Source organism: Novosphingobium sp. BF6 (assembly GCF_058273105.1).
On the sequence record NZ_CM177775.1, the window covers coordinates 3060247 to 3073816 of the forward strand.

Genomic DNA, 13570 nt, shown 5'->3' on the forward strand with positions numbered 1-13570 from the left:
GCCGGCGCCCTCCCGTCAGCCGATCGTCGGCAGGATCCCACCCTCTGCGCGGATTGCCGCGCCATTCGTCACCGCCGCGAGCGGGCTGGCGAGGAAGGCGACCATCGCGGCGACTTCGTCGGCCTCGATCAGGCGGCGGATCAGCGAGAGCGGGCGCAACTTGCTGAAGAACTCGGTTTCGCGCTCGGCTTCCGAGGCATCCTTGTTCTCGACCACCGAGCGGATGAACTCGACGATGCCTTCCGAGCGTGTCGGCCCCGGCAGCACCGAGTTCACCGTGACCTGCGTGCCGCGCGTGGCGTCGGCCATGCCGCGCGCAACCGCGAGCTGCGCAGTCTTGGTCATGCCATAGTGGACCATCTCACCCGGCGTCATCAGGCCGCTTTCGCTGGAGATGAAGATCACCCGGCCCCAGTCGCGCTCCAGCATGCCGGGGAAGTAATGGCGCGAGAGGCGGACGCCGCTGAGCACATTGACCTCGAAGAAATTGCGCCATTCCGCATCGGTGATCTCGACGAAGGGCCGCGCCTCGTAGATGCCGAGGTTGTTGACGAGAATATCGACTTGCGGAACCGCCTCGATCAGCGCCTTCGCGCCTTCCTCGGTGACGGGATCGGCCAGCACCGCGCGCACTTTGCCGAGCTGCCCGACCGTCTGCGCGGCGGCATCGAGCTTGGCCTGGTTGCGGCCGGTCACGACGACTTCGGCGCCCTCGTCCGCGAGCTTCGCGGCAATGGCCAGGCCGATGCCTGCGGTCGATCCGGTCACGAGCGCAGTCTTGCCGGCGAGCTTGAGATCCATGGGAGAATTCCTTCCTAATCTTGCAATCGAAGCGCAAGATAGGCGCGGAACTCCGCAGGGATTAGGCGGTTCCCAAGCTTTTCAGCTTTGTCTCAGGCGCACAAGTACGAAGGCGATTTCCCTTTTCAACACACGATCAGGACCAGGTCGCCTCGGGCGGCAGGCTCATCAGGATAGCATCGATATTGCCGCCGGTCTTGAGGCCGAACAGCGTGCCGCGATCGTAAACGAGGTTGAACTCCGCATAGCGGCCGCGCCATTCCAGCTGCCGGGCCTTGTCCCCGGAGGTGAATTCCATGCCCATCCGCTTGCGCACGAGGCGAGGGAACACCGCCAGGAAAGCCTCGCCCACCGCCTGAGTATAGGCGAAGTTCGCCTCCCAGGCCGCTTCGTCGGCGCATTCGAGGTGGTCGTAGAAGATACCGCCGACACCGCGATGGACCTTGCGGTGGGGAATATAGAAATAGTCGTCCGCCCAGGCCTTGTAGCGCTCGTAATAGTCTGCACCGTGGGCATCGCAGGCGGCCTTGAGTTCGGCATGGAACGCGGCCGTGTCCTCGTCATAGGGGATCGGCGGATTGAGGTCGGCGCCGCCGCCGAACCAAGCCTTGGTCGTGGTAAGGAAACGGGTATTCATGTGCACGGCGGGCACATGCGGGTTGGCCATATGCGCGACGAGGCTGATCCCGGTGGCCGAGAACGCGTTCTGCTCGGCCGAGGCGCCATTGATCGTGCCGGCGAAGTCCTTCGACAGCGAACCGACCACGGTGGACACGTTGACGCCGACCTTTTCGAAGACCTGCCCCTTCATCAACCCGCGCGTGCCGCCGCCGGTCTCGCCTTCCGCACCGCCCTCAACCGCCGCGCGCGTCCACGGTGTATATTCGAAGGCCGCCGAAGACCCCGCCTCGCGTTCGATCGCCTCGAATTCGGCGCAGATGCGATTCCGCAGCGTCTCGAACCAGTCGCGAGCAAGGGCAGTTTGGGCAGTCCAGTCGGTCATTGCGTTTCCTCTTCCGCCGGGCGCTTGCCAAATCGCACGCCCTGCGGCAAGGGAAAGCCATGGTTCCCTTTTCGTTCTGCGCACAGGAATTGCAGCTCGTGCCGGCCCCGGAAGGCGCGCCGAGCGGAAGGGGCGCGGCACTCTACTGGCCGCGCGAGCAGGCGCTGCTGGTGGCGGACCTCCACCTCGAAAAAGCGAGCTTCTATGCGCGCGGCGGGCAGATGCTGCCGCCCTACGACAGCCGCGAGACGCTGGAACGCCTCGCCCTCGCAGTGCGGCAGACCGGCGCGCGGCGGGTCTACGCGCTGGGCGACAACTTCCACGACAGCAAGGGCACCGAGCGGCTCGAACCCCATGCCGCCGGAATGCTCGGCGCCCTCACCCGCGCGCTCGACTGGGTGTGGATCACCGGCAACCACGACCCGCATCTCAGCAGCGAGGCCGGCGGCACGCGGGTCGAAGAGATCGTGGTGGACGGCATCGCGCTGCGTCACGAGGCCCAGCCCGGCACCACGGAACCCGAGCTTTCCGGCCATTTCCATCCCCGTCTGATCGTTCATGCGCGGGGCCGCCGGATCGCCCGGCCCTGCGTGGTGCACAGCGGCAATCGCCTGATCCTGCCCGCTTTCGGCGCGCTTACCGGGGGCATGGACGCAGCCGATCCGGCGATCCTCAAGGCGCTGCAACCGGCCAGCCAGATCGACGCCCTGTTGGCCGCGAAGGACCAGTTGCTGCGCTACCCCCTCTGGCGATCCGCGGCCTGATCGCCTATATACAGTCACGGCCATTTCATATGGTCGGGGCGCCCTGTAGAATTTACGCGAAATCGTGCTTTGCGTGCGGACGCGATTCGCATTAATGACGCCCCCACTCGCCTAGCGACAGCAACGATTCAGGAGAACGCTTATAGCACCCCCACCACGGCGTATGATGACGCCACCGGTCAAGAGCGGACCGCGCTACAATAACATGATCCAGTCGGACAAGGTCCGCGTGATCGATCAGGACGGCGAGAATATCGGCGTCATGTACACGCGTCAGGCCATCGAGCAGGCGGCCGAAGTCGGTCTCGACCTGGTCGAAGTCTCGCCGAACGCGGATCCGCCGGTGTGCAAGTTCCTCGATGTGGGCAAGTACCGGTATGAGGCCCAGAAAAAGGCCAATGCCGCGCGCAAGACCCAGAAGACGCAGGAGATCAAGGAGATCAAGATGCGTCCGAACATCGACGACCACGACTACGACACCAAGATGCGTAACGTGGTTCGTTTCATCGGCGACGGTGACAAGGTGAAGGTGACGCTGCGCTTCCGCGGTCGTGAGCTTTCGCACCAGCAGCTGGGCATGAACCTGCTCCGCCGCGTGCAGGAAGACGTGGCCGACATCGCCAAGATCGAAGCCTATCCGCGCATGGAAGGCCGCCAGATGCTGATGGTCCTGTCGCCGAAGTAAGCGCCGGATTCAGCACCTGACCAACACGAAGGGCGTGCCGCAAGGCGCGCCCTTTGTTTTTCGAGGTCAGCGATATCGTAAGGCTGGAAGTGCCGTCAGCCCCTCCACTCGCGGCGTTCTTCCGCCGCGCGCAGGACTTCGTAAGCGAGCTGATAGGTCTGGAACGCCTTCGCCGCTTCCGGGTCGTTCGGCTTCACGTCCGGGTGCACTTCCTTGGCCCTGGTGCGCCAGGCCTTGCGGACGGCGTCGAAGCTGGCGTCGGGATCGAGGCCGAGTGCTTCCAGTGCGCGCAGCTCATCGCGGCTGCGGCTGCCGTCGCCCGAGCCGGTCCAGCCGTAGTGCGCCGATTCCTTGTAGCCCGAACTCTCGGTCCGCTCCTCGGCCTCGCGCCGGGCGGCTTCCTCGGCATCGAGGCCCGCGAAATAGTCCCAGCCCGCATTGTATTCGGCGGCATGCTTCTGGCAGAAATACCAGCGATCCGGGCTGTTCGGGCTCTTGGGCGCGGGGCAATTGCCCGGCTCGGTGCAGCCGTGCCGATCGCACAAGCGCACTTGTGCCGCCTCGCGCGAGCTGCCGTAGCTGCGCCAGCGCGGGAAACCCCAGTCCATCGATCGACCTGCGCGACTCATCCGACGGGCGATACCTGCCCTTTCGAAGCCAATGCAAGCACCGATCCATGCAAAAAGGCCCGGCTCGCATGCGCGAACCGGGCCTTCATAACATTCGCAGCAGCGAAATCAGTCGATCGTGACGGTCACCGCGCGGCGGTTCTGCGCCCACGAAGCCTCGTCCGAACCGAGCGCGATCGGGCGTTCCTTGCCGTAGCTCACGGTGTTCAGGCGCGAGGGATCGATGCCCAGGCTGACAAGGTAGTTCTTGGCCGCATTGGCGCGGCGCTCGCCCAGCGCGAGGTTGTATTCGCGGGTGCCGCGTTCGTCGGCATGGCCTTCGATCGTGGCGCGCTTGCTGGGGTACTGCTGCAGCCACTGGGCCTGCTTCGACAGCGCGGCCTGGTCGGTGGCGTCCACGGTGTCTTCGTTCAGCTGGAAGTAGATGGTGTCCGAACCCATCATGCGCGCGACGAAGTCGGCCTGGCTACCCGGCTGCGGGCCGCTCGGCGGCGGGGTGGTCTGGGTGGTGGTTGCCGGGCCCGGCTCGGGCGGCAGTTCCTTCGGCGCCTTCGACGCGCACGCCGACATGGCAAGCGCCCCGGCGATGAGGAGCATTGTCGATCCGGTCTTCACATGACGGCGGTACATGAGGGCAGGCATGAGGCAATCTCCTAAGGTGCGCAGCCAATTATGAATGGCCTGCGATTGTTGAAGTTTCGTGTAATTTTCGAAGCTGTCAACCTGAACGAGCCCCTCCCTTCGCGGAGGGAGCCCGGTTCAGGAAAGCGTCAGGGGCGCACGGGGCCCCAGGCCGGGTCCGAGGCGCCTACCGGGGTCGGCAGGCGGCGCTCGTTGCGGCCGGTCAGGTCGACCTGCCAGATCGAAGCCGTACCCGCACCCTTGGCGGTGCGGAAGAACTGGATGATGCGGCCGTTCGGCGACCAGGTGGGCGCCTCGTCCTGCCACGAATCCGTCAGATGACGCAGGCCGCCGCCGCTGGGGTTCATCACCGCGATGCGCAAGTTGCCCGCCACGTGGGTGAAGGCGATCTGGTCGCCGCGCGGGCTCCATTCCGGGGTTGCCGAGCGGCCACCGAAGAAGCTGATGCGGTGCTGGTTGGAGCCGTCCGCGTTCATCACGTAGATCTGCTGGTTGCCCGAGCGGTCGCTTTCGAACACGATCTGGCTGCCGTCTGGCGAGTAGGACCCACCGATCGAGATGCCCGGCGTGTTGGTCAGGCGCTGCGGGGTGCCGCCACCGGCCGAGGAGATGCGGTAGATGTCGGTATTGCCGCCCGAGGCCATCGAATAGAGCACCCACTTGCCGTCCGGCGACCAGCGCGGCGCCATCGTCGGGTTGCCGGTGCGGGCGATCAGCTTCTGCGTGTTGCTGGCAAGATCGTAGACGTAGATGCTCGGCTGGCCGTTGAGATAGGACAGATAGAGGATCTTCGAATAGTCCGGCGAATAGCGCGGGGTCAGCGCGGTCGACTGGCCGCTGGTCAGGTAGCGGTGGTTGGCGCCGTCCGAATCCATGATCGCCAGCCGCTTCATGCGGTGGTCCTTGGGACCGGTCTCGGCGATATAGGCGATCTTGGAATCGAAGAACGGGCTTTCGCCCGAGAGGCGCGAATAGACCATGTCGGCGCACTTGTGCGCGGCGCGGCGCCAGTCGGACGGCGGAACTTGCCAGCCGCCCTTCACCAGCTGCTGCTTGAGCGCGACGTCGTAGAGATAGCAGCCGACCGTGATCTGGCCGCCCGCGCCCGCACGCACATAGCCCTGCACCAGCATGTTCGCGGCGCGCGCCGACCAGGTCGGGAAGTCCGGCGACTGGATCTGCGCATAGGCAGGCTGCGGCAGTCCGTCCGGACCCGAGGGCTTGAACAGGCCGTTGTTCTTGAGGTCGGCGGCGACCACTTGCGACAGCGCGCGGCCGAGCGCGGCGGTGGAACCGGCATTGGTGCCGGTCGGCACGTCGGCGTCGGTCGCGAACGTGGTGATGGCGATGCCGAGGTCCTGCCAGTCGCTGTCGTCCGAAACGGTGACCTGAAGTCCGCCGTCTTCGTCGGCAGGCGCCTGCTGGCCGGTCGGGACCGGCTGCGGAGCGGGAACCGGCGGCGCACTCTGCGCGAAGGCCGCCACGGAACCGGAAAGCAACAGGCCGAAAGCAGCGATGTGGATGATCTTTTTCATTGCGATAGCCTTCTGTCGAAGTTGGTCGTGATGACCTTCCAGCCGTTGTAGAGGTCTTCCGGCAGATTGAACGGAGCGGCAAGCTTCACGGCGCGGATCGCCTGTTCCTGGTGGCGCTTGACCTGGGCCGAGTTGGTCGCGGTCTGGCCGGTCGTGCGCAGCACCTGCGGTTCCCCGTCGAGGCTGCCGTCCTTGTTCAGGCGGAAGCGCACCGTGGTCACCAGAAGTTCCGCGTCGGCTCCCTGTGGCGCGGCCCAGTGCGGCTTGAGCTGGCGGCTGATCGCGCCGTTGAGCGCGGAAACCGCCGCCGGGCCGAGCGCTGCGGCGGGAGCGCCCTTGCCCTGGGTCGACGTCGCGCCCGAAACGCCCGAGAGAAAGTCGGCGCCGACGCGGCTGCCGCCCGCCTTCTTTGGCGGGGTGGTCGCCTTGCTCGATGCCGAGCCAGACTTGCCGACGATCTTGTCGATCGCGCTGCTGTCACGGCTGGGCGCGGGCTTCGCCGGAGTCTTCTGCGGCGCGGGCTTGGGCGGCGCGGGCTTCGGAGGTGCAGGCTTGGGCGGGGCCGGTTTCGGCGGCGCAGGCCTGGGGGCCGGAACCGGCTTCGGTTGCGGCTTGGGAGGCTGCGGGCGCGGCTGCGGCGCAGGTGCCGGAGGCGGCGGCACGGGCACCGGCTGCGGCGCAGGTTGTGGTTCCGGCTCGGGCGCCGGGGCCGGAGGCGGTGCGGCCTCGCCGATTTCAGGCGCGATATCGGGGGCGGCCTGACTGAAGGGGTCGGGCGAAGTCGAGGTCATGCCGACCTGATCGCTCAGCGTCACCTCGATGCGCTGCGGCGGCTTCACGACCTCGCTCCGGTCGGGGCGCAGCACCATGATCGCCAGCACCGCAACGTGCAGCGCGACCGCCAGCGTGAGCCCCAGCCCCTCGTCCTTGCGCAATCCCAGCATTGCCATCGTGCCAGCCTAACTCAGCCGCCTGAACCGCTGCTGACACCCGTCACCAGCGAGATCGAGGTGAAACCGGCATGGTTCAGCTCGCCCATCACGTCGATCACCCGGCCGTAGTCGAGCGCCTTGTCGGCGCGCAGCGTGACTTGCGGCTTGCGGCCATCGGCACCCTCCGGAACGGAAGCGAGGCGCTCGGCCAGTTCGCCGGGGGCGAGCGCTTCGGTCTCGTAGTAGATCGTGCCGTCGCGCTGGACCGTGATCGTGACCTGGTCCTGCTCCTCGTTCATCGCCTTGGCGCGGCTGTCGGGCAGCTCGATCGGCACCGCCGCCTTGAGCAGCGGCGCGGTGACCATGAAGATGATCAGCAGCACCAGCATGACGTCGACCAGCGGCGTCACGTTGATCTCGGCCATGGGGGTACGTCCCCCGCCGCTGCGCCGGCTACCTCGCCTGCCGCCGCCGGAAACGCCCATGCCCATCAGCGCTGCTCCAGCTCACGCGTGAGCGCTGAGTGCAGGCGGTCGGCAAAGCGCTGGAGGCGCGATTCGAACAGGTTCACGCGGTGCGAGAAGCGGTTGTAGGCGATGACCGCCGGAATCGCCGCGAAAAGGCCGATGGCCGTGGCGAACAGCGCTTCCGAAATGCCGGGTGCGACCACCGCCAGCGAGGAGTTCTGCTGCTGGCCGATCTGGAAGAAGCTGTTCATGATGCCCCAGACAGTGCCGAACAGGCCCACGAACGGTGCCACCGAACCCACGGTCGCCAGGAAGTTCAGGCGGTTGGAGATGCGGTCGCTCTCCTCGCCGACCGAGGAGGTCATGGCCAGGGCGATGCGCTCGCGCGCGCCGTCAGGGTCGAACTTGGGCATGGCGGCATTGCGGCGCCATTCGGCGAGACCGGCGCCCGCGACCTTGCCCATCGGCACGTCGCCGCGGCGGCGTTCCTTCTGGTAGGCCTCGAAGTTCTGGGCTTCCCAGAAGCCTTCCTCATAGTCCGCGCACTTGCGGTTGAGGCTGCCGATGCGCAGCATGAAGCTGATGATGATGGCCCAGACCCAGACGCTCGCCAGGATCAGCCCCGCCATGATCGACTGCACGACGATATCGGCGTGGAGGAACAGCTTTACCGGGTTGAGGTGGTCGGAATCGCTGCCGATGGTGACGGCAGAGGCGAGCAGTTCAAAAGTCATTCTGGTCCTCTCGGATGCTCTTGCATGAGCGAGGCGAAAGCATGTTGCCAGGCGGCGGGCTGTTTGCGCGGTCGTCCTTCAGGACTGATGAACCCCACCTTTACCGTGGCTTCGGCAAGGCGGATTTCTCCGCGCCGCGCCACTTGCCGGAGGGTGCAGCTGACCCGCCCGACCTGCAACGCATGAGTATCGATCACGACCGCATCGCCGAGGCGCGCGGGCGAGAGGTAGCGGATGTTCACTTCCGCGACGGTGTAGAGCCCTTCCCCGGATTCCAGCGCCGCGCGCTGGTCGATACCGAGAAGGTCGAGCAGGTCGGAACGGGCGCGTTCAAACCAGCGGATGTAATTGGCATGATAGACCACCCCGCCCGCGTCGGTGTCCTCGTAGAACACCCGAAGCGCATAGCGATGAAGCGGGCCGTCGAGGACGCCGCTGGGGGGAAGTGGGTCGCTGCTCATGCTGCCCGGTTGTGTAGCGCGAGGCGGGCGCAGTGCAATCCACTCGTCGCACTTATCCCGCGCGCGCGGGCGAACGGACGGTTAATTGCGTCGTAATTGTCGTATTTGTTGGAATTTGGGGCTTGTGATAGCTGCAAGCCGTTCGCCCAAGTCCGCGCAGAAATCCATCTGTTCCGTTAAGAAACCGAACTCCTCCCGCTCAGGCTGAGCTTGTCGAAGCCCCCGAGACACAGCGCGGTGCTATGCCTCCCATCCTTCGACAGGCTCAGGATGAGCGGGGGGCGATCGGCGGGAGTTGGGTTCGGAAGTTTATCTCGCCCTATTCCGCGATCATCTGGAAGAACTGGCGCCCGCCGAAGATGTGGACGTGCAGATGCGGCACTTCCTGATGGCCGTTGGTGCCCATGTTGACCATCAGGCGATAGCCCGGCCCGTCCATTTCGAGCTGACGCGTCACATGGCCCACCGCGCGCATGAAACCGGCGATTTCCACATCGTCCGCCTTGGCGGTGAAGTCGTCCCACGAAACATAGGCCGCCTTGGGGATCACCAGCACATGGACCGGCGCCTGCGGGCGGATGTCGTTGAAGGCCAGCGCGAAGTCGTCCTCGTAGACCTTGCTGCACGGCAGTTCGCCGCGCAGGATTTTCGCGAAGACGTTGTTGTCGTCATAGGGCAGCTTGGGGTCGATCGGCATCGGCTTCTCCCGGAGAATGGTAATCAGGCCTGGGGACGGGCAGCCTTCTCGGCAATGCCCGAAACGCCTTCGCGGCGGTCGAGTTCGGCCAGCACCGCCGCGAACGGCACCTCGCGCGCGCCGAGCAGGACCATGAGATGGAAGATCAGGTCCGAAGCCTCGCCCACCAGCGCCTTGTCGTCCTCGGTCAGGGCGGCGATCACGGTTTCGGTGGCTTCTTCGCCCAGCTTCTGCGCGATCTTGCCCAGACCTTTGGCATGGAGCTTCGCGACGTAGCTGGTGTCGGGATCGGCGGCGCGGCGCGCGGCGATCGTGGCTTCGAGGCGGGCGAGAGTGTCGGGGCTGCTCATGCCATGCCCATGCGGTGCAAGCGCGGGCCGGTCAAGCAAAAGGCCCGTCAGTCCGAGCGCTTGCGCGAAAAACGGCGCCCTATCACCACGCCGGCCACGCCCATCGCGAGCAGGAACAGCCCGCTCGGCTCCGGCAGGCGCGTGGCTTCCGCCGCGAAAGCGGGCATCGGGGCGAGAAATGCCGCCATGACGGCGGGCAGGGAGCGATAGCGATGCACGGGGGGCTCCTGCGGGGGGACTGCTGCGCGACCCATGGCAGGTTGCACGAAAACGGCAAGCGATGATCGGCGCCCGTCCCGATCCGGGGCGGTCGGGAGGGTGAAAGTTTGCCCTCCCGAAACGGCCACTTAGCCCCGTGCCGGAAGCCCCGCCGCGCGCAGCGCCGCATGGGCCTCTGCAATCGAGTGCTTGCCGAAATGGAAGATCGAGGCGGCCAGCACCGCGCTGGCCTTGCCCTCGGTCACGCCGGCCACGAGATGGTCGAGATTGCCCACCCCGCCGCTGGCGATCACCGGCACGGAGACGCTCTCGGCGATCAGCCGCGTGAGTTCGAGGTCGTAGCCGTTCTGGGTGCCGTCCCCGTCCATCGAGGTGACCAGCAGTTCGCCCGCGCCATAATCGGCCAGCTTCACCGCGTGCTCCAGCGCATCGATCCCGGTCGCCTTGCGGCCGCCGTGGGTGAAGATTTCCCACTTGCCCGGCGCCACCTTGCGCGCGTCGACCGAGGCGACGATGCACTGCGAGCCGAATTTCTCGGCGATGTCCGCCACCACTTCCGGGCGCGAGACGGCGGCGGAATTGACCGCCACCTTGTCGGCGCCAGCCAGCAGCAGCGCGCGGGCATCCTCGACCGCGCGCACGCCGCCGCCGACGGTCAGCGGCATGAAGCAGACTTCGGCAGTGCGCTGCACCACGTCGAGCAGGGTGCCGCGCCCTTCGTGGCTGGCGGAAATGTCGAGGAAGCAGAGTTCGTCGGCCCCGGCGGCGTCATAGGCGCGCGCCTGCTCGACGGGATCGCCGGCATCGACGAGATCGACGAAGTTCACGCCCTTGACCACGCGCCCGTTGGCAACGTCGAGGCAGGGGATGACGCGGATACGCACGGTCATTGTGTCACTCCACCGGCTTGAAGAACAGCAGCACGCAGAACACCCCGACCGTCAGGCTGACGACAAGATTGAACGCCGTGTAGCCCCAGAACTTGCGCGGGTTCTCTGCGAGCGTGGCCTCCACTTTCGAACGCGCGCGGCTGAACAGCATCAGCCGCGCCCGGCCCTTGCGAAAATCGCGCAAGGCGAAGAGCACGCCCGGCACGAAAATGGCCAGCGCCAGGACCGCGACGAGGCGGTTCTCGTTCACGCCTTCTCCGCCATCTGGATCGCGGCGGCAAGGTCGAGGCGGCCATCGTAGAGCGCGCGGCCGGTGATGACGCCCTCGATGCCGTCATTGGCATGAAGCGCCAGCAGGCGAATGTCGTCGAGGCCCTTGACGCCGCCCGAGGCGATCACCGGCAGGTCGGTGCGGCGCGCAAGATCGACGGTGGCATCGATGTTCACGCCCTTGAGCAGGCCGTCGCGGCCGATGTCGGTGAAGAGCAGCGAGGCCACGCCTGCATCTTCGAAGCGGCGGGCCATGTCGACGATCGAGACGTCGGAGACTTCCGCCCAGCCCTCGGTCGCGACCATGCCGTCACGTGCATCCACCGCGACAACGATGCCGCCGGGGTATTCCTTCGCCATGTCCTTGACGAACTGCGGGTCCTTCAGCGCCGCCGTGCCCATGACCACGCGCGACACGCCAAGGTCGAACCAGCCCGCCACCGCCTCGGGCGTGCGAATGCCGCCGCCGAGCTGGACGTGGCCGGGGAACACCTCAAGGATGGCCTCCACGGCTTCCCTGTTCTCGGCGCGGCCCGCGAAGGAGCCGTCGAGATCGACGACATGGAGATACTGCGAACCCGCTTCGGCGAAACGCATGGCCTGCGCGGCGGGATTGTCGCCATAGACGGTGGCGCGGTCCATATCGCCTTCGGCGAGACGCACGACCTGACCCTGCTTGAGGTCGATGGCGGGAAATACGATCATGACTTGGCGTTCCTGAGGTCCTGAGGGCTGCGCATGGGCTTCGACAAGCTCAGCCTGAGCGGGCTTTGTATTGTTAACGCAAGATATCAACCCGCTCAGGCTGAGCTTGTCGAAGCCCCGCGCGGCTTGGCGGGGACTTGCCTGCCAGTTTACTCACGGCTTCCATTCGAGGAAACGGGAAAGCAGCGCGAGACCGTAGGCCTGGCTCTTTTCGGGGTGGAACTGCACGCCCACGACATTGTCCTTGGCCACGGCCGCGACGAGGCCGCCGCCGTGGTCGGTCATCGCCGCCACATGCGCGCCTTCGTCGGGCTGGAAGTGGTACGAGTGCAGGAAATAGGCTTCGCCCGGTTCGATCAGGCCCTGCGCCGGGTCCTTGCGGCCGAGCGAGACGTCGTTCCAGCCCATGTGCGGGATCTTGATGGCCGGATCGGTGCGCTCGATGATCTGCACCTGCCCGCCGATCCAGTCGAGACCCTTGGTCACGCCATGTTCCAGCCCGCGCGTGGCGAGCAGCTGCATGCCCACGCAGATGCCGAGGAACGGCGCACCGCCGACATGGACACGCTCGGTCATGGCCTCGACCATGCCGCGAATGCCCCAGAGCCCTTCGGCGCAGGCCCGGAACGAGCCGACGCCCGGCAGGACGATGCGGTCCGCTGCCCGGACTACGTCCGGATTGGCAGTGATCGTCACGTCTGCGGCCCCGGCCGCCCGCAGCGCATTGGCGACCGAATAGAGGTTGCCCGCGCCGTAGTCGATCAGCGCGAGCGTCATCCGGCTAGACCGGAAATGCTGTCGTCAAGGAAACCGTGCGCCCACTCGATCACTTCGACTTCAGCGACACCGCCCGCCACGAAAGGATCGCTGGCCGCGAGGATTTCCACCTCGTTGCGGTTCTCGCCGAGCGCCAGAATGAGCCCACCCTCGCGCGGGACCTTGCGGCCCCAGCCCAGAAAGCGGCCTTCGGCATGGTTCGCCCGGAGCCAGGCAACATGATCGGCGAGCAGGCCGTCCACTTCCTCGATGGGAGCGGTGTAACGAAGCGAGAGAATGAAGCTGGCCATTACAACGACTCCTGTCCGAGAATGCCCTTGGTCGAAGGGATCGCCCCGCCCTTGCGCGGGTCGAGTTCCACCGCAGTGCGCATGGCACGGGCGAAGCCCTTGAAGATGCCTTCGCAGATATGGTGATTGTTGGTGCCGTAGAGAAGCTCGATATGCAGGGTGATGCCCACCGCCTGCGCGATCGAGTGGAACCAGTGTTCGACCATCTCGGTGTCGAATTCGCCCAGCTTGTCCTGGGTGAAGCCGGCCTTCCAGACGAGCCAGGGACGGCCCGAGATGTCGAGGGACACGCGGCTGAGCGCCTCGTCCATCGGCGAATGAACGTCGCCGTAGCGGCCGATCCCCGCGCGGTCGCCCAGCGCCTGGCTGATCGCCTGGCCGATGGCGATGGCGCTGTCCTCGGTCGTGTGGTGCTGGTCGACGTGGAGGTCGCCCTTGATCCGGCAGGTAATGTCGATCAGCGAATGGCGGCTGAACTGCTCGATCATATGGTCGAGGAAGCCGATCCCGGTGGAGACCTGATAGGCTCCCGTGCCGTCGAGATTCACCTCCACGGCGATGTCGGTCTCGTGAGTCTTGCGGATGATCGAGGCTGTACGCATGGCAGCGCCTATAGCCCCCTACGCACGGGAATCAATTCCGCCCGGCACCAAGTGTGCGCGAAAAGCGTTCTTGGGGTAATCTTCGGTCGCACGCATCATAAACGACCTAGGGAAAAC

Annotated in this window: 20 protein-coding genes; 2 read left to right on the forward strand and 18 right to left on the reverse strand. The window is 66.1% G+C overall.

Annotation, left to right across the window (positions count from 1 at the left end; genetic code table 11):
* Positions 1–15 precede the first annotated feature (15 nt).
* Positions 16–801, reverse strand: a complete 786-nt coding sequence (locus AC4D6D_RS14865; protein ID WP_491325898.1) for an SDR family NAD(P)-dependent oxidoreductase — start codon at positions 799–801, stop codon at positions 16–18.
* Positions 802–937: 136 nt separating this feature from the next.
* Entirely contained in the window at positions 938–1804 is an 867-nt protein-coding gene (gene hemF / locus AC4D6D_RS14870) for an oxygen-dependent coproporphyrinogen oxidase (RefSeq protein ID WP_491325899.1), read from the reverse strand.
* Positions 1805–1863: 59 nt separating this feature from the next.
* On the opposite strand from hemF, the gene pdeM reads away from it, so the two are divergent.
* Entirely contained in the window at positions 1864–2568 is a 705-nt protein-coding gene (gene pdeM / locus AC4D6D_RS14875; RefSeq protein ID WP_491325900.1) for a ligase-associated DNA damage response endonuclease PdeM, read from the forward strand.
* 163 nt (positions 2569–2731) lie between these two features.
* Positions 2732–3253 carry a translation initiation factor IF-3 gene (gene infC, locus AC4D6D_RS14880; protein ID WP_147219547.1) on the forward strand — a complete coding sequence of 174 codons (522 nt, stop codon included), beginning with the start codon at positions 2732–2734 and terminating at the stop codon, positions 3251–3253.
* Positions 3254–3348: 95 nt separating this feature from the next.
* Here the strand turns inward: infC and AC4D6D_RS14885 are convergent, their stop codons facing one another.
* The 16 genes from AC4D6D_RS14885 to hisB all read right to left on the reverse strand — a co-directional run bounded on the left by AC4D6D_RS14885 (position 3349) and on the right by hisB (position 13453).
* Positions 3349–3882 (reverse strand): J domain-containing protein, encoded by a 534-nt coding sequence (locus tag AC4D6D_RS14885; protein WP_491325901.1) that lies wholly within the window; start codon positions 3880–3882, stop codon positions 3349–3351.
* Between the two features lie 108 nt (positions 3883–3990).
* Positions 3991–4479 carry a peptidoglycan-associated lipoprotein Pal gene (gene pal / locus AC4D6D_RS14890; protein ID WP_491327257.1) on the reverse strand — a complete coding sequence of 163 codons (489 nt, stop codon included), beginning with the start codon at positions 4477–4479 and terminating at the stop codon, positions 3991–3993.
* A gap of 173 nt (positions 4480–4652) precedes the next feature.
* On the reverse strand, positions 4653–6059 hold the full coding sequence (tolB, locus tag AC4D6D_RS14895) for a Tol-Pal system beta propeller repeat protein TolB (protein ID WP_147219545.1): 1407 nt from the start codon (positions 6057–6059) through the stop codon (positions 4653–4655).
* Positions 6056–7009, reverse strand: coding sequence for a UCP034077 family protein (locus AC4D6D_RS14900; RefSeq protein ID WP_491325902.1), 954 nt, complete (start codon positions 7007–7009; stop codon positions 6056–6058). Before AC4D6D_RS14900 ends, tolB begins: the two co-directional genes overlap by 4 nt.
* 14 nt (positions 7010–7023) lie before the next feature.
* Complete coding sequence (locus AC4D6D_RS14905; protein WP_491325903.1) at positions 7024–7482, reverse strand: ExbD/TolR family protein; 459 nt, start codon at positions 7480–7482, stop codon at positions 7024–7026.
* Positions 7482–8192 (reverse strand): protein TolQ, encoded by a 711-nt coding sequence (gene tolQ, locus AC4D6D_RS14910; protein WP_147219542.1) that lies wholly within the window; start codon positions 8190–8192, stop codon positions 7482–7484. The genes AC4D6D_RS14905 and tolQ overlap by 1 nt, the downstream gene beginning before the upstream one ends.
* Positions 8189–8653: a YbgC/FadM family acyl-CoA thioesterase gene (locus AC4D6D_RS14915; protein ID WP_334184391.1), complete on the reverse strand. Its 465-nt coding sequence runs from the start codon at positions 8651–8653 to the stop codon at positions 8189–8191. The genes tolQ and AC4D6D_RS14915 overlap by 4 nt, the downstream gene beginning before the upstream one ends.
* 319 nt (positions 8654–8972) lie before the next feature.
* On the reverse strand, positions 8973–9350 hold the full coding sequence (locus AC4D6D_RS14920; protein WP_147219540.1) for a histidine triad nucleotide-binding protein: 378 nt from the start codon (positions 9348–9350) through the stop codon (positions 8973–8975).
* Between the two features lie 23 nt (positions 9351–9373).
* Positions 9374–9700: a phosphoribosyl-ATP diphosphatase gene (locus AC4D6D_RS14925; protein ID WP_491325904.1), complete on the reverse strand. Its 327-nt coding sequence runs from the start codon at positions 9698–9700 to the stop codon at positions 9374–9376.
* Positions 9701–9747: 47 nt separating this feature from the next.
* Positions 9748–9918: a PEP-CTERM sorting domain-containing protein gene (locus tag AC4D6D_RS14930; protein WP_147219538.1), complete on the reverse strand. Its 171-nt coding sequence runs from the start codon at positions 9916–9918 to the stop codon at positions 9748–9750.
* 129 nt (positions 9919–10047) lie between these two features.
* On the reverse strand, positions 10048–10809 hold the full coding sequence (gene hisF, locus AC4D6D_RS14935) for an imidazole glycerol phosphate synthase subunit HisF (protein WP_491325905.1): 762 nt from the start codon (positions 10807–10809) through the stop codon (positions 10048–10050).
* 4 nt (positions 10810–10813) lie between these two features.
* Positions 10814–11059, reverse strand: a complete 246-nt coding sequence (locus tag AC4D6D_RS14940) for a hypothetical protein (protein ID WP_147219536.1) — start codon at positions 11057–11059, stop codon at positions 10814–10816.
* The gene (gene hisA, locus AC4D6D_RS14945; RefSeq protein WP_491325906.1) at positions 11056–11784 is read right to left on the reverse strand and encodes a 1-(5-phosphoribosyl)-5-[(5-phosphoribosylamino)methylideneamino]imidazole-4-carboxamide isomerase; all 729 of its coding nucleotides are present in this window, start codon (positions 11782–11784) and stop codon (positions 11056–11058) included. The genes AC4D6D_RS14940 and hisA overlap by 4 nt, the downstream gene beginning before the upstream one ends.
* 153 nt (positions 11785–11937) lie before the next feature.
* A complete protein-coding gene (gene hisH / locus AC4D6D_RS14950; protein ID WP_491325907.1) occupies positions 11938–12561 on the reverse strand; it encodes an imidazole glycerol phosphate synthase subunit HisH in 624 nt (207 codons plus the stop codon).
* Positions 12558–12851: a YciI family protein gene (locus AC4D6D_RS14955; RefSeq protein ID WP_147219533.1), complete on the reverse strand. Its 294-nt coding sequence runs from the start codon at positions 12849–12851 to the stop codon at positions 12558–12560. Before AC4D6D_RS14955 ends, hisH begins: the two co-directional genes overlap by 4 nt.
* On the reverse strand, positions 12851–13453 hold the full coding sequence (gene hisB / locus AC4D6D_RS14960) for an imidazoleglycerol-phosphate dehydratase HisB (RefSeq protein WP_147219532.1): 603 nt from the start codon (positions 13451–13453) through the stop codon (positions 12851–12853). Before hisB ends, AC4D6D_RS14955 begins: the two co-directional genes overlap by 1 nt.
* Positions 13454–13570: the final 117 nt, after the last annotated feature.

Excerpts from the sequence above, each read along its gene's own strand:
- AC4D6D_RS14865 (WP_491325898.1), bottom strand. The coding sequence starts at position 801 with ATGGATCTCAAGCTCGCCGGCAAGACTGCGCTCGTGACCGGATCGACC.
- hemF (WP_491325899.1), bottom strand. The coding sequence starts at position 1,804 with ATGACCGACTGGACTGCCCAAACTGCCCTTGCTCGCGACTGGTTCGAG.
- pdeM (WP_491325900.1), top strand. The coding sequence starts at position 1,864 with ATGGTTCCCTTTTCGTTCTGCGCACAGGAATTGCAGCTCGTGCCGGCC.
- infC (WP_147219547.1), top strand. The coding sequence starts at position 2,732 with ATGATGACGCCACCGGTCAAGAGCGGACCGCGCTACAATAACATGATC.
- AC4D6D_RS14885 (WP_491325901.1), bottom strand. The coding sequence starts at position 3,882 with ATGAGTCGCGCAGGTCGATCGATGGACTGGGGTTTCCCGCGCTGGCGC.
- pal (WP_491327257.1), bottom strand. The coding sequence starts at position 4,479 with ATGCTCCTCATCGCCGGGGCGCTTGCCATGTCGGCGTGCGCGTCGAAG.
- tolB (WP_147219545.1), bottom strand. The coding sequence starts at position 6,059 with ATGAAAAAGATCATCCACATCGCTGCTTTCGGCCTGTTGCTTTCCGGT.
- AC4D6D_RS14900 (WP_491325902.1), bottom strand. The coding sequence starts at position 7,009 with ATGGCAATGCTGGGATTGCGCAAGGACGAGGGGCTGGGGCTCACGCTG.
- AC4D6D_RS14905 (WP_491325903.1), bottom strand. The coding sequence starts at position 7,482 with ATGGGCATGGGCGTTTCCGGCGGCGGCAGGCGAGGTAGCCGGCGCAGC.
- tolQ (WP_147219542.1), bottom strand. The coding sequence starts at position 8,192 with ATGACTTTTGAACTGCTCGCCTCTGCCGTCACCATCGGCAGCGATTCC.
- AC4D6D_RS14915 (WP_334184391.1), bottom strand. The coding sequence starts at position 8,653 with ATGAGCAGCGACCCACTTCCCCCCAGCGGCGTCCTCGACGGCCCGCTT.
- AC4D6D_RS14920 (WP_147219540.1), bottom strand. The coding sequence starts at position 9,350 with ATGCCGATCGACCCCAAGCTGCCCTATGACGACAACAACGTCTTCGCG.
- AC4D6D_RS14925 (WP_491325904.1), bottom strand. The coding sequence starts at position 9,700 with ATGAGCAGCCCCGACACTCTCGCCCGCCTCGAAGCCACGATCGCCGCG.
- hisF (WP_491325905.1), bottom strand. The coding sequence starts at position 10,809 with ATGACCGTGCGTATCCGCGTCATCCCCTGCCTCGACGTTGCCAACGGG.
- hisA (WP_491325906.1), bottom strand. The coding sequence starts at position 11,784 with ATGATCGTATTTCCCGCCATCGACCTCAAGCAGGGTCAGGTCGTGCGT.
- hisH (WP_491325907.1), bottom strand. The coding sequence starts at position 12,561 with ATGACGCTCGCGCTGATCGACTACGGCGCGGGCAACCTCTATTCGGTC.
- AC4D6D_RS14955 (WP_147219533.1), bottom strand. The coding sequence starts at position 12,851 with ATGGCCAGCTTCATTCTCTCGCTTCGTTACACCGCTCCCATCGAGGAA.
- hisB (WP_147219532.1), bottom strand. The coding sequence starts at position 13,453 with ATGCGTACAGCCTCGATCATCCGCAAGACTCACGAGACCGACATCGCC.